This is a genomic window from Modicisalibacter radicis, assembly GCF_900961225.1.
In the GTDB taxonomy this organism is placed as follows: Bacteria; Pseudomonadota; Gammaproteobacteria; order Pseudomonadales; family Halomonadaceae; genus Modicisalibacter.
Map to the genome: position 1 here is coordinate 87,684 of NZ_CAAHFN010000109.1, position 13,044 is coordinate 100,727.

Here is a 13,044-nt window from a genome sequence, read left to right on the forward strand (position 1 = left end):
AGCGACTGGCAGGCACTAGCCGGCATCGCTGCTCTCCCGGCTCTCTCCGCTATCGCCACCCAGGCCGACGAAGTCGAGACGCTGAACCGCGCCGCGCGGGTTGGGCTCGAACCCCTCGACCCGCTCGCGCCTGGCTGCCAACCGATCGAAAAAAACCGGAATCACCGAGGGTACCTGTTCGTGCATCAACTGCTGCGCCCTGGCGTAGAGTTCGCTGCGCTTCGCCTCATCGGCGGTCTGGCTTGCCTCGGCGACGAGCCGGTCGAACTCGGCATTGTTCCAATGCGTCTCGTTCCACGGCGCCTCGCTGGTGTAGAGCAGCGAGAATACCGAATCCACCGTCGGCTGCATGTTGTAGAAACCGACATAGAACTGGCCCTTCTTCCACACCTGCTCCAGGTAGGTACTGTGGGCGATGGTCTGTACCTCGATGCGGAAACCGGCCGGCGCCGCCATCTCGCGCAGTGCCACTGCCAGCGGCGTGCGCGTGGGTGGGCTGTCGGAAGCGACCAGGGTGAGATCGAGGCCGCCGCCATAACCGGCCTCCTCGAGCAGCGCCTTGGCACGCGCCGGATCGGGCTTGCGTTTGGGCTGCTTGGCGTAGAACGGATAGGCCGCGTTGATCGGCGTGTCATTGCCCTGCGTGCCGAAACCATTGGCGGTGAACGCCACCATCGCCTCGCGGTCAACGGTCAGCGCCAGCGCCTGACGCACGCGTACGTCGTCGAACGGCGGCCTGCTGCAATCCATGTTGACGTTGAGAAACTGCCCTGAGGGCACGTGCAGTGTCTCGACACCATCGGCGCTGTTCAGGCGCTCGTATTCGGTCGCCGCGAGTTCCAGCATCAGGTCAGTGTCGCCGGCAATCAGTGCAGAGCCCTCGGCGGTGGTGTCCGGATAGACCAGCACCTCGACCCGCGCGACCCTGGGGCGTTCAGGGGCGTAGTATTCCGTATTGCGCTCGACCACGATGCGACTCTCGGGCTCGAAAGAGACCAGCTTGAACGGGCCGGTGCCGATCGCTTCACGCGACAGCCGGTTCAGGTCGCCACGGGCGATGTCGGCAGGCACGATCTTGGCGTCGGGATAGGCCAGCGAAGTGGGCAGATCGGCGTACGGCGCGCTCAGTTCGATCACTACGGTGGTAGCGTCGCTGGCGGTGACCGCCTGGATCGGCCCGACGTTACGCTGAGCGGGAGAGGCGGTCTTCGGATCGAGAATCGCGGCGAAGGAAGCAGCCACATCCTCGGCACTGCAGGAAGAGCCGTCATGAAACTTCAATCCCTGGCGCAAATGGAAGGTCCATTGCCTCAGATCGTCGCTGGCTTCCCACTCGCTTGCCAGATCCGGCTGCGGTCGCATCTCGGCATCGAGGCGGGTCAGCCCGCTGTAGAGTAGCTCCGCCAGCAGGTACTCGGGATTGACCCGCGCCCGCAGCGGGTTGAGCACTGCCGCCGCCTGATCGACGCTGACCCTGAGTGTCGCGCCCTCAATGCCCACATCGCCTTGGGCAAGAGCTTGGCCAAAGCGTCCAGCGGCGGGCATCAGCAGTGTGGCGACAGTAGCCGCGGAGCCGGCAAGAAAACGCCGGCGAGTCAGGGAATACTTCATGAGGGGATCCTCTTATTACTATTGTTGTGGTGATGGAGTCGCCGCGCCTCACTGGGCTGGCGGCACAGACGGCTGGAAGTCGTCGGCGAGATAGAGCAGCGTGGCCTGGGCCAGCGCAATCAGGTCGTCGAGGGTGGTGAACTCGTCCGGCGCATGGGTGGCGTTGTCGGGCCGCGACAGCCCGCCGAGGAGAATTTCCTGGATGCCGGCCTGCTGTACCCAGCCCATGTCGGAACTGGTGGAAGCTCCCCAGCGACGGAAATCATCTGCGGCATAACCGAAGCCATGCGCCAGCGCCGCCTGCCAACGCGGCCAGTGGGGACCGCCGGGATCGCTCACCGGCGCCAGGTGGCCGATGATCTCGTGACTGACGTTCACGGCGTTGGATCGCCGCTGGCCGACGGCGATGGCCGATTCCAGTTCCGCCATGACATCATCGAAGCGCTCTTCCGGGGCATAGCGGCGGTTGACCAGCAGGTCGAAGCGCGCCGGCAGCGACGACCCCTTGCTACCGCCATGGCCAGCAGCAAGGGTCAACCGAGAGCGAAGCGGTTCGCCCTTGAAATGGGGCGGCGCTGGCATCGCCGATACCCGTGCTTCTACCACCGGTTTCAGCGCGTGCAGGGCATTCACGATCGGCAGGGCGGCCTCGAAGGCGTTGACGCCATCGCCCGGATCGCCGGAATGGGCGCCACGCCCCTCGACGCGAATGGCCAGGTCGATGCTGCCAAAGCAGCCACCCCAGATGCGCGGTGCAGCGCCGCCGTTGTAACTGAGCAGATGCCCTTCGACCCGGCCCTGCTCGGCAAGATAACGGATACCGGGATAGAGCCCGCCCTCCTCGTCGGTACAGAGCAGGAAGACGGGATCGAAGCGCAACTCGACCCCATGTAACCGAGCCGACCTGACCGCCATCAGTGCTGCCGCGATGGACCCTTTCATGTCCGCCGAACCGCGCCCGTAGAGACGCCCGCTCTCCTGCGTCAATGCCAGCGGCGGCCGCGTCCAGCCATCGCCAGGCGGTACCGTGTCGGTATGAAAGTAGAGGTTACAGGTGCGCGCGGGATCGGGGACCGCTCCAACCGGCCGCGCGATCAGGTTGACGCGCGCTCCCTCCGCATCGCCCTGCCGAGTCCGCCAAAGCGATTCGGGCACGCGGACCCGCTCGAACGCGAAATCCAACGGCTCCAGCAAGGTCGTCATCAGTTCGGCGAAGCTAGCGTAACCGCTTCCTGGTGGAAAGGAGGTATCGCAAGCGATCATGGCCGCCAGGTCATCGATCATCTGCCGGGGAGTCGCGGCAATCGCGGCGAGGGCACGTTCGAGGGACATGGCCACTCCTGTCAGCGTTTTTGTATTTCTATAAAGATTATAGATAAGCAGGCTTTGGTATAATGGTCAAGTCTCCGCCAGCGTGATAAACCTTTCCAATGACTACACCCTGTTTCGAACGACTGACCACCTCGCAGAGCGCACCACTGTACGAAGTCGTCAAACGCCACCTCTCGGAAGCCATCCTCATGGGCCAGTGGAGTGCAGGCGAGGTACTGCCCGGCGAGACCGCACTAGCCCGTGAGTTCGGCGTCTCGGTGGGCACCATGCGCCGGGCGCTCACGGAGCTGACCCAGGAGGGGCTGGTGATGCGCCGTCGCAAGACGGGCACGGTGGTTACCGGGCGGGCGCCGCATCACAACCTCAAGTACTTCTTCCAGTATTTCCGCCTGCACGATCGACACGGCCAACTACTGCGCTCGACGACCCGCTGGCTCGACATGCAGCCGGGAAACGCCACCGCGAGGGAGGCAGAGCTGCTGGGTTGCGCCGCCGATGACGCAGTGCTCCGCCTGCACCGGCTGCGCCTGATCGATGACCGGCCAGCGATGCACGAACGAATGACCTTCGTCACAGCCAGGGTGCCGGGGTTTCCCGCCTCGCTGGACGAGCTGCCCGATCTGCTCTATCGCCATCTTTTCGAACGTCTCGACATCCGCATCGCCGCCGTCCGCGAACGGCTGCAGGCCCGACTCGCCGACGATGAGGATTGCCGGCTGCTTGACCTGAAAACGCCGCATGCGGTACTGGCGATCGACGAAGTGTCGTTCGACCAGCTCAGCCGGCCGGTATTGATCGCCCACCATCGCGCGGTGACCGATGATCTGATCTACATCAACGAGATCCGCTGATACCTCTCGTCGCTTGACCCTCCCTCACCCCTGGCCCAGACTGCTCCCTGCGCGCCTCGAGCGCGCACGCTTGACGGGGTGCCGGTGGGACCGGCTGAGATGATCCATGCGTGCATTGCACGCCAGGGTTGATCCCGCAGAACCTGATCCGGGTAATTTCCCGTCTTCGAGAAAGAAGGGAAAGTGTACCGGCGTAGGGATCAAGCCTGGGTAGACCTTCCCTTCGCGAGATTCCCTGCGTGCCATTATCGCGGCGCCCAAGCGCCACGACAGGAGCACGACGTGACTTACCGCTTTGCCGACCTCAAGACCGCCTGCCAGGCCGACTGGCGCGCCTACTGCGAACATGACTTCGTCGCTCGGCTGGGCGCCGGCAGTCTCGCGCCCGAGGCATTCCGCCATTACCTGCAGCAGGACTACCTGTTCCTGGTCCATTTCGCCCGCGCCTATGCCCTGGCGGCCTACAAGAGCCATACGCTTGCCGAGCTACGCCAGGCCTACGATGGGCTCAGGACCATCCTCGATGTGGAACTCGACCTGCATGTCGGCTACTGCCGCGAGTGGGGAATCGGCGAGGACGACCTGGCCAGGCTGCCCGAAGCCCGTGCCACGCTGGCCTACACCCGCTACGTGCTGGATACCGGCAGCCGGGGCGACCTGCTCGATCTGCACGTCGCCCTGGCGCCGTGCCTGATCGGTTACGGCGAGATCGCCAACTGGCTCAACGCCCAACCGTTTACACGCCATGACGGCAATCCTTACGCCGACTGGATCGCCATGTATGCCAGTGACGAGTTTCAGCAGGCGATGCATGCCGAAACCGCCTGGCTGGACGAACGCCTTGCAACGCTCGACGCCTCGCGTTTCGAGCAACTCGTCACGATCTTCCGTGACGCCACCCGACTGGAGATCGATTTCTGGCAGATGGGGCTGGATCAGTCCGTCTGAGCCCTCTGCCGAAACCGGGCGTGATTGAGTGCCCGGACAATCCGGCGCCGCCTGGCGGCGCCGACGCTTGACGGGGTGCCGTTGGAAACGGCTGAGATCACCCTACGACACGCTAGTCAGCGCGTCGTCACGGTGGGGCCCGTTGAACCTGACCTGGCTAGGACCAGCGTAGGGATCAAGCGACAGGCAGATTCTCCGCACCGGTGCACTGCCCCTGTCCGTCCTACCTGTCCTCCCTGACAAGACACAACCCCAAGGGAGTACACCGCATGAGCAAGACCACCCATTTCCTCGCCGAGACGGCGCGCGTCGACGCCGCCGCCATCCAGGCCCTTCCCGGCTCGCGCAAGATCCATGTCGAGGGCACACGAGCCGGCATTCGCGTGCCGTTTCGCGAGATCACGCTGTCGCCGACCAGGACCTCCGGCGCCGACGAGGCGAACCCGCCGCTGCTGGTCTACGACACCTCGGGGCCCTACACCGATCCCGATGCATGTATCGACCTGCGCCGCGGCCTGTTCGAGCTGCGCCGCGCCTGGATCGACGAGCGCGACGACACCGAGCTCCTCGACGGCCCGACCTCGGACTACGGCCGCCAGCGCGCCAACGACCCCCTGCTGGCCCCGCTGCGCTTCGAGCTGACCCGCACCCCACGCCGCGCCAGGGAGGGCCGCAACGTCACCCAGCTGCACTACGCCCGCCAGGGCATCGTCACCCCCGAGATGGAATTCATCGCCATCCGCGAGAATCAGCGTCGGCAAGCGCTCTCCACCAAGTACTCGGGCACGGAAGAAGTCGAGCGGATCCTCGGCCACCAGCATCCGGGCCAGGGCTTCGGTGCACGCCTGCCGGAGGAGATCACGCCGGAATTCGTGCGCGACGAGGTCGCCGCCGGCCGGGCGATCATTCCCTGCAACATCAACCACCCGGAATCCGAGCCGATGATCATCGGCCGCAACTTCCTGGTGAAGATCAACGGCAACCTGGGCAACTCGGCGGTCACCTCCTCCATCGAGGACGAGGTCGACAAGATGACCTGGGGCATTCGCTGGGGCGCGGATACCATCATGGATCTCTCCACCGGGCAGAACATTCACGAGACCCGTGAGTGGATCGTGCGCAACTCGCCGGTACCGATCGGCACCGTGCCAATCTACCAGGCGCTGGAGAAGGTCGGGGGTGTGGCCGAGAACCTGACCTGGGAGATCTTCCGCGACACCCTGATCGAGCAGGCGGAACAGGGCGTGGATTACTTCACCATTCACGCCGGCGTGCTGCTGCGCTACGTGCCGCTCACCGCCCGGCGGGTCACCGGCATCGTCTCGCGCGGCGGCTCGATCATGGCCAAGTGGTGCCTCTACCATCACCAGGAGAGCTTCCTCTACAGCCACTTCGAAGATATCTGCGAGATCTGCAAGCGCTACGACGTGGCCTTCTCGCTGGGCGATGGCCTGCGCCCCGGCTCGGTGGCGGATGCCAACGACGAAGCGCAGTTCGCCGAACTCGAGACCCTGGGTGAATTGACGAAGATTGCCTGGAAGCACGACGTTCAAGTGATGATCGAGGGCCCGGGCCACGTCCCCATGCACCTGATCAAGGAGAACATGGACAAGCAGCTCGAATACTGCGATGAAGCGCCTTTCTATACCCTCGGTCCGCTGGTCACCGACATCGCACCGGGCTACGACCACATCACCTCGGGCATCGGGGCGGCAATGATCGGCTGGTATGGCTGCGCGATGCTCTGCTACGTCACGCCCAAGGAGCACCTGGGCCTGCCCAACAAGGACGACGTCAAGACCGGCATCATCACCTACAAGATCGCTGCCCATGCCGCTGATCTCGCAAAAGGTCACCCAGCCGCTCAGCGCCGTGACAACGCCCTGTCCAAGGCGCGCTTCGAGTTTCGCTGGGAAGACCAGTTCAATCTGGGGCTCGATCCGGACACCGCGCGCGAATACCACGACGAAACGCTGCCCAAGGATGCGGCCAAGGTGGCACATTTCTGCTCGATGTGCGGACCCAAGTTCTGCTCGATGAAGATCAGCCAGGAAGTACGCGACTATGCCAATGAACATGGCCTGAACGGTGATCGGCAAGCAGTGATGAAAGGCATGGAGGAGCAGGCGGAGAAGTTCCGCGAGCAGGGCGCCGAGCTGTATCGCGAAATCTGACCGCACCGTCGGCCTCCGACGACGCCGCACCGCGCCTCGGTGCGGCGTCGCTCGTGCACTGCTTTTGCCGACTCGTCATGGACCCGGGGCGCGGGGTAGTTTAGCGTACCGGCGATGACACACCGGATGGCAGGCACAGGGAAAGGAACTCAGCATGCGCAAGAGACTAGGTGGCAGGGCACTCCTGCTGGCGGGATTGCTGGCGCTGTCGCGACTGACCATGGCCCAGGCTGCCGAGGGCGACACGGTGGGCCATTATCCGCTGCCCGAAGCGGGTGACCTGGTCGGCCAGGTACAAACCGTATCGGCCAGCGGCGAGGACACGCTGATCGACATCGGCCTGCGTCACGGCGTCGGCTACAACGGCATGGTCCGCGCCAATCCGCAGACCAACGTCTGGGTCCCGGGCGAAGGCACCGAAGTGGTGGTTCCCACTCGCTTCATCCTGCCGCCGGGCCCGCGCGAGGGCATCGTCGTCAACCTGGCCGAGATGCGCCTGTACTATTACCCGGATACCCCGCAAGGCGCGACGCCGCGCGTCGAGACCTACCCCATCGGCGTCGGCCGCATGGACTGGCAGACCCCGCTCGGCCGGACGACGATCACCGCCAAGATCGAGGACCCCGCCTGGTATCCGCCGCAGAGCATCATCGAGGAGCGCGCCAGGCGCGGCGAGACGCTGCCCCGCGTGGTGCCGCCCGGGCCCGACAATCCGCTGGGCGAGCACGCCCTGATCCTCGACCTGCCGGGCTACCTGATCCACGGCACCAACCGCCCGGCGGGGGTCGGCATGCGCGTCTCGCACGGCTGCATTCGCATGCTGCCCGGGGATATCGCCGACCTGATCCACCGCGTGCCGGTCGGCACCGCGGTGCGCCTGATCGATCAACCGGTCAAGCTCGGCTGGACATCGCGCGGCACGCTGGAGGTACAGAGCCATCCGGTTCTCGAGACCACCCCGGAAGCCCGGTCCGAGCGTATCGCAGAGACCTTCGCCGCCGTGACCGAGGCAGCCAACCAGCATGGCGTTCTCGTCGATTACGCCCGATTGCAGGAACTGGCGGTCACGGCCGACGGGATCCCGCACTCCGTGATGCTGACCGAGGCCCCGTTCGAGGTGCCCTACCATTTCTACGATCAGTTGGTGCTCGCCCCCTCTCTCTACCACTTGATCGAGGCATCGCCGGCACAAGAGACACGCCCCTGACCCAGGTCAGTATCCCAAGCCTTTCCCATCAACACGGCGGCTCTCCTGCCGATATAGACAATTGGCAGGAGAGCCGTCCCTTGACCGGAGATAGCAGCACGCCCCCACCCTTCCTGCCGAACTCATCACTCCCGTTCAGGAAAGGTCCCCAATGAAGCACCTTTTGCACCGCATCCCCATCAGTCGCAAGTTCATGCTTGCCCTGGCCCTGCCCGTGCTGGCCATGCTGTTCTTCGCCGTGACCGGCATCGTCGAGCGACAGAGGGTCGTCGCCAACATGGAGCGGCTCCAATCGCTGACCACCCTGGCCCGGCAGGCCGGTAACCTCGTTCACGAAATCCAGCGCGAACGCGGCATGACGGCAGGCTTTCTGGGCAGTGAAGGCAACACCTTCCGCAGCGAGCTGGGCGACCAGCGCCCGGCCACGGACGCCCAGGCGGCCACGCTCCTGGCCAGTCTCGATGCACTCGATAGCCGCCTGCTGGGCACGGAGCTGAACGCCCAGATCGACGCGGCCCGCCAGCGACTCGACGCCACGCCGGGCCTGCGTCGCCGCGTGGACGCGCTGGACGTCCCGGTCGGCGATGCCCTGAGCCACTACACCGCCATCAACGCCGCGCTGATGAACCTGACCGGCACGCTGAGCCATGTGACCGCCGAGGCCAGCATCGCCCGCCGCCTGGCGGCCTATTACAACCTGCTGGAAGCCAAGGACCTCGCCGGCATCGAGCGCGCCCTGCTGGCCAACGCCTTCGCCGCCGACCGGATGCCTCCGGCACTGCATCGCCGGTTCATGAATCTGATCGGCGAGGAAGCCGCGTTCCTCGAGGGCTTCGACACGCTGGCTACCGCCACGATGCACGACCATTATCAGCGGGCGCTATCGGGCCCCGAGATCGATCGCCTGGCCGGGCTGCGCGAACTGGCCATCGAGCGTGCCGACCGGGGCGGTTTCGGGGTCGACCCGCAGCAGTGGTTCGATTGGCAGACGGTCAAGATCGGCCGGCTCAAGACAGTGGAAGACGCCGTCACGGAAGAGATACTGACCACGGCCCAGGCCCTGCGCAGCGACGCCCGCATCGACCTGTGGAGCTATGTCGGCATCGCCGGCCTGGCCTCGCTGCTCACCCTGGCGCTCACCCTGGCCATCGTGCGCGCCATCGTCGGTCCGCTCAGGCGCACCCTGCACGAGGTCACCAACCGCGGCGGCGACCTGACCCAGCGCCTGGCCGTCCCCGGCAGCGATGAACTCTCCCGGCTCTACCAGGCCTTCAACGCGGCCACCGACGATACCGAGCGGCTGGTGGCCAACATCCGGAGCAGCGCCCTGTCCATCGAGGTCGCCAGCGGCGAAATTGCCCAGGGCAACCAGGACCTGGCGCAACGCACCGAGGAGCAGTCCGCATCGCTGGTGGAAACCGCCTCGAGCATGGAGCAGATCACCGCGACGGTCCGCCACACCGCCGACAACGCCGGCCAGGCACAGCATCTTGCCGAGGATGTCGCCGGCCAGGCCACCCAGGCCTGCGACGTTGCCGACCAGGCTCGCCAGGCGATGACCGCGATTCATACCGCCAACCAGGAGGTCACGGCGATCGTCGCGGCCATCGACGGTATCGCCTTCCAGACCAACCTGCTGGCGCTGAATGCCTCGGTGGAAGCGGCACGCGCCGGCGAACACGGTCGCGGCTTCGCGGTGGTCGCCTCGGAAGTCCGCCAGCTCGCCAGTCGCAGTGCCAGCGAGGCCGAGCGCATCCGCGCATTGATCGGCCGCAACGTCACGACCATCGATACCGGCAGCCGCCTGGTCTCGGATACCCACGGGACGCTGGCCGAGATCGCTTCGCGCATCGGCCAGGTCGCCTCGCTGGTGAGCGACATCTCGGCCGCCGCCACCGAGCAATCGGCAGGTATCGATCAGATCAATCAGGCCGTGGCCCAGTTGGAAGAGGTCACCCAGCAGAATGCGGCGCTGGTCGAGCAGATCGCGGCCGCGAGCAAGTCGCTCGACGAGCAGGCCGTCGACATGGCCCAGGAGGTCGGCCAGTTCACGGTCACCGACACCGGGCATGCCCACGCCGCCCTGCCCCAGCCGACGCATCGGGATGCCGTCCCCGCCTGAGGCGCGATTCATCGGGCGGCCCCGCCCGATGAACCTACCTGGATCAGCCGGTCGCTGGCCGTGGGAATGCCTGGCGCCCATGCATAAAACCCGCCACGTTGGTGGCGGGCCGTTGTGCCGCGTCAGGCAAGATTCATCACGCCAAGTCGCGCAGCGCCTCGGGGTGCTTTTCAGCCACACGCAGCAAGGTACACGCAGTGCCGGTGGGCTCGCGACGGCCTTGCTCCCAGCCACGCAGTGTGCCGGGGCTCACATTCAGAAGCTCAGCGAACTCTCGCTGCGAGAGCCCCATGCGGTGCCGCACCTCGGCAGCCTTGGGGACCTCCACCCGGGTCACGCGGGCAGCCTCGCCCCGCTTCATCTGGCGCACGGATTCCAGTAGCTTATTGCCCAGCTCTTCGCCGGTCATGAAGTCAGCGTCACGCATCGTCGAGCGCCTCCTTGATTTGCTTGAGAATGGGAGCCGGAATGTTTCCCCGAACCGACTTGGCATAGATCACCAGCAGCCAAATCTTGCCATTCTCCAAACGATTATAGTGGATCACCCGTACACCACCGCGCTTTCCCGTATTTTCTCGCTGCCAGCGCACCTTTCGGCAACCACCGGAGCCAGGGATAACCCGCCCCACCTCAGGATTCAGTGCCAACCATTCGTAGAACTCACCACGCTCTTCCTCATCCCAGAGGTCGTCAGCGTCTTTGGTGAAGATATCCGTTTCGGCAATGGTGTACATGCGCCCCAATATACGTCACTGACGCACACCGCGCAACGCGGCCGCCAGGAAGAGCGGCTCAAGGCGCCCGGCGCCCACCGTCGAGAGGTGAGGCAGGGTACCGCCCTGGTGCACCCGGCCAACAGCCTGAACGGATACGGCACATAAAAAAGCCACACGGCGGACGTGTGGCTTTGGTTCGGCGACCCTATCTTGTCAGCGATTCGCGTCTCAGCGCAGCGAGGTCCACAACACCGGCGTGCCGGGGAGCTGGAAATCGATCGCCATCATCACGCTCAGGGCAGTGATGGTGAAGATCGAAAAGATGAAGACCTTCTTCGCCCAGGCCTCGTCGTTGGCCGTGCGATAACCGGCCAGCGCCATGTACAGCCAGTAGCCGCCCATCGCCGCGGCGACGATGAAGTAGCCGTAACCGGCATAGCCGGCGAAGCTGAGCAACAGCGTGGCCGCGAGGAAGGCGAGGATATAGCCGGCGATGTAGTGCTTGGCCGTCTTCACGCCCCGCACGACCGGCAGCACCGGGATCGATGCGGCGCGATAGTCCTTGAAGCGAAAGATGGCGATCGCATAGGAGTGCGGCATCTGCCACAGGCAGAAGATCAACAGCAGCGTAAGCGCGCCGAGGTCGAACTCGTTGCTGACCGCACAGTAACCGACTACCGGTGGCGCCGCACCGGACAGGCTACCGATCAGCGTGCCGTACTCCGAATGGCGCTTCAGGTAGAGACTGTAAAGCCCTACGTAGATGGCGAAGCCGATCGCCGCGAACAGCAGGGCAGTCGGCGTGGTGCCGACATACAGCACGCCGAAGCCGGCCAGCCCCAGCAGTGTGGCGAAGACCAGCGTCGCCCGGGGCGACACCAGCCCCTGAACCAGCACCCTGTCCTGCGTGCGCTCCATCAGCCGGTCGATATCGCGATCGATATAGTTGTTGAACGCACAGCCGGAAGCGATCACCAGCGCAATGCCCATCACCGTGGCCAGCAGGAGCATGAAGTCCACGTTGCCCTGCGAGGCCAGGAAGAAGCCCCCCGCCACGGAGATCAGATTGCCGAAGATGATCCCAGGCTTGGTGAGCGAAACAAAGGCCTTGGCTTTCACCGGAAACGACTTACCCACCGAGCATCACGTTCGCATGCAGTTGACGCATGATCCATATCGAACCGCCGATAATCAGAATCAGGATCGCCACGGTGAAGACCATTGACGCAAGTTTCCATCCCTCGTCCGCCTTGGCGTTCAGATGCATGAACAGCACCAACTGCACCGCGATCTGGAACACGGCCGTCACCACGATGGTGAGCACCGTGGTCAAGGTACTGAAAGCACCTGTCATGACGAGCGCGAACGGGATCACGGTCAGCACGAGGGAAGCGATCAGACCGATCACATAAGAGCGCACACTGCCATGACTGTGCTGATCGTGAGAGGTTTGTCCGCTCATATCAAAGGACTCCCAGCAAATAGACGAAGGAGAAGACGCAGATCCAGACGATATCCAGGAAGTGCCAGAACAGACTCAGGCACATGATCCTCGCTCGTGTCATCTCGTTCAGGCCCTTGGTCTGCAACTGGACCAGCATTACCAGGATCCAGATCAGACCAAAGGTCACGTGCAGACCATGGGTCCCCACCAGTGTGAAGAAGGCCGACAGGAAGCCGCTACGATCGGGTCCAAAACCCTCGAGTATCAACTCCGTGAACTCGTAAAGTTCCAGGCCGATGAAGCCGGCGCCCAGCAGGAAAGTGGCCACCAGCCAGGCCTTGACCTGCGATATACGGTTGGCGCTCATCGCCAGCACCGCCATGCCGAAAGTGAAACTGCTCACCAGCAGCAGGAAGGTGTTGACCAGGATCAATGGCAGACTGAAAATCTCGTCCGCCGACGGACCGCCCGCCGTGCCCGAAAAGAGCACGGCATAAGTAGCGAACAGCACCCCGAAGATCACCAGATCGCTCATCAGGTAGACCCAGAAACCAAACTGCTTTATCTCTGAGGCATCGTGGTGCTCATGCCCGGACTGGGCATGAGCGTCGTGCTTGTTAAGAGTATCGGTTGCCATGA

At 64.4% G+C, this 13,044-nt stretch carries 12 protein-coding genes and 2 riboswitches; of the genes, 5 read left to right on the forward strand and 7 right to left on the reverse strand.

Annotated elements, in window-relative coordinates; genetic code table 11:
- Window positions 1–15 precede the first annotated feature (15 nt).
- Complete coding sequence (locus HR9077_RS18630) at window positions 16–1,611, reverse strand: ABC transporter substrate-binding protein (RefSeq protein ID WP_136068805.1); 1,596 nt, start codon at window positions 1,609–1,611, stop codon at window positions 16–18.
- 48 nt (window positions 1,612–1,659) lie between these two features.
- Window positions 1,660–2,943 (reverse strand): M20 family metallopeptidase, encoded by a 1,284-nt coding sequence (locus tag HR9077_RS18635; RefSeq protein WP_210725973.1) that lies wholly within the window; start codon window positions 2,941–2,943, stop codon window positions 1,660–1,662.
- A gap of 98 nt (window positions 2,944–3,041) precedes the next feature.
- On the opposite strand from HR9077_RS18635, the gene HR9077_RS18640 reads away from it, so the two are divergent.
- The 5 genes from HR9077_RS18640 (at window position 3,042) to HR9077_RS18660 (ending at window position 10,245) form a co-directional block, all read left to right on the forward strand.
- Entirely contained in the window at window positions 3,042–3,794 is a 753-nt protein-coding gene (locus HR9077_RS18640) for a GntR family transcriptional regulator (protein ID WP_136068806.1), read from the forward strand.
- A 64-nt stretch (window positions 3,795–3,858) separates the two neighbouring features.
- A riboswitch (TPP riboswitch) is annotated at window positions 3,859–4,011 on the forward strand.
- Between the two features lie 65 nt (window positions 4,012–4,076).
- Window positions 4,077–4,742: a thiaminase II gene (gene tenA, locus HR9077_RS18645; RefSeq protein WP_136068807.1), complete on the forward strand. Its 666-nt coding sequence runs from the start codon at window positions 4,077–4,079 to the stop codon at window positions 4,740–4,742.
- Between the two features lie 61 nt (window positions 4,743–4,803).
- Window positions 4,804–4,934, forward strand: a riboswitch (TPP riboswitch).
- 77 nt (window positions 4,935–5,011) lie between these two features.
- Complete coding sequence (gene thiC / locus HR9077_RS18650; RefSeq protein ID WP_136068808.1) at window positions 5,012–6,916, forward strand: phosphomethylpyrimidine synthase ThiC; 1,905 nt, start codon at window positions 5,012–5,014, stop codon at window positions 6,914–6,916.
- Between the two features lie 154 nt (window positions 6,917–7,070).
- Window positions 7,071–8,123, forward strand: a complete 1,053-nt coding sequence (locus HR9077_RS18655; RefSeq protein ID WP_136068809.1) for a L,D-transpeptidase family protein — start codon at window positions 7,071–7,073, stop codon at window positions 8,121–8,123.
- Window positions 8,124–8,274: 151 nt separating this feature from the next.
- Window positions 8,275–10,245 carry a methyl-accepting chemotaxis protein gene (locus tag HR9077_RS18660; RefSeq protein ID WP_136068810.1) on the forward strand — a complete coding sequence of 657 codons (1,971 nt, stop codon included), beginning with the start codon at window positions 8,275–8,277 and terminating at the stop codon, window positions 10,243–10,245.
- A gap of 136 nt (window positions 10,246–10,381) precedes the next feature.
- Here the strand turns inward: HR9077_RS18660 and HR9077_RS18665 are convergent, their stop codons facing one another.
- The 5 genes from HR9077_RS18665 to cyoC all read right to left on the reverse strand — a co-directional run bounded on the left by HR9077_RS18665 (window position 10,382) and on the right by cyoC (window position 13,042).
- On the reverse strand, window positions 10,382–10,672 hold the full coding sequence (locus tag HR9077_RS18665; RefSeq protein ID WP_136068811.1) for a helix-turn-helix domain-containing protein: 291 nt from the start codon (window positions 10,670–10,672) through the stop codon (window positions 10,382–10,384).
- Window positions 10,665–10,979 (reverse strand): type II toxin-antitoxin system RelE/ParE family toxin, encoded by a 315-nt coding sequence (locus HR9077_RS18670; protein WP_136068812.1) that lies wholly within the window; start codon window positions 10,977–10,979, stop codon window positions 10,665–10,667. The genes HR9077_RS18665 and HR9077_RS18670 overlap by 8 nt, the downstream gene beginning before the upstream one ends.
- Window positions 10,980–11,189: 210 nt before the next feature.
- Entirely contained in the window at window positions 11,190–12,098 is a 909-nt protein-coding gene (gene cyoE, locus HR9077_RS18675; protein WP_244613358.1) for a heme o synthase, read from the reverse strand.
- On the reverse strand, window positions 12,091–12,423 hold the full coding sequence (gene cyoD / locus HR9077_RS18680) for a cytochrome o ubiquinol oxidase subunit IV (protein ID WP_136068813.1): 333 nt from the start codon (window positions 12,421–12,423) through the stop codon (window positions 12,091–12,093). The genes cyoE and cyoD overlap by 8 nt, the downstream gene beginning before the upstream one ends.
- A 1-nt stretch (window position 12,424) precedes the next feature.
- Complete coding sequence (gene cyoC / locus HR9077_RS18685) at window positions 12,425–13,042, reverse strand: cytochrome o ubiquinol oxidase subunit III (RefSeq protein WP_136068814.1); 618 nt, start codon at window positions 13,040–13,042, stop codon at window positions 12,425–12,427.
- Between the last annotated feature and the right edge of the window lie 2 nt (window positions 13,043–13,044).

Excerpts from the sequence above, each read along its gene's own strand:
- HR9077_RS18640 (WP_136068806.1), top strand. The coding sequence starts at position 3,042 with ATGACTACACCCTGTTTCGAACGACTGACCACCTCGCAGAGCGCACCA.
- cyoC (WP_136068814.1), bottom strand. The coding sequence starts at position 13,042 with ATGGCAACCGATACTCTTAACAAGCACGACGCTCATGCCCAGTCCGGG.
- HR9077_RS18655 (WP_136068809.1), top strand. The coding sequence starts at position 7,071 with ATGCGCAAGAGACTAGGTGGCAGGGCACTCCTGCTGGCGGGATTGCTG.
- thiC (WP_136068808.1), top strand. The coding sequence starts at position 5,012 with ATGAGCAAGACCACCCATTTCCTCGCCGAGACGGCGCGCGTCGACGCC.
- HR9077_RS18635 (WP_210725973.1), bottom strand. The coding sequence starts at position 2,943 with ATGTCCCTCGAACGTGCCCTCGCCGCGATTGCCGCGACTCCCCGGCAG.
- HR9077_RS18660 (WP_136068810.1), top strand. The coding sequence starts at position 8,275 with ATGAAGCACCTTTTGCACCGCATCCCCATCAGTCGCAAGTTCATGCTT.
- cyoD (WP_136068813.1), bottom strand. The coding sequence starts at position 12,423 with ATGAGCGGACAAACCTCTCACGATCAGCACAGTCATGGCAGTGTGCGC.
- HR9077_RS18670 (WP_136068812.1), bottom strand. The coding sequence starts at position 10,979 with ATGTACACCATTGCCGAAACGGATATCTTCACCAAAGACGCTGACGAC.
- HR9077_RS18630 (WP_136068805.1), bottom strand. The coding sequence starts at position 1,611 with ATGAAGTATTCCCTGACTCGCCGGCGTTTTCTTGCCGGCTCCGCGGCT.
- HR9077_RS18665 (WP_136068811.1), bottom strand. The coding sequence starts at position 10,672 with ATGCGTGACGCTGACTTCATGACCGGCGAAGAGCTGGGCAATAAGCTA.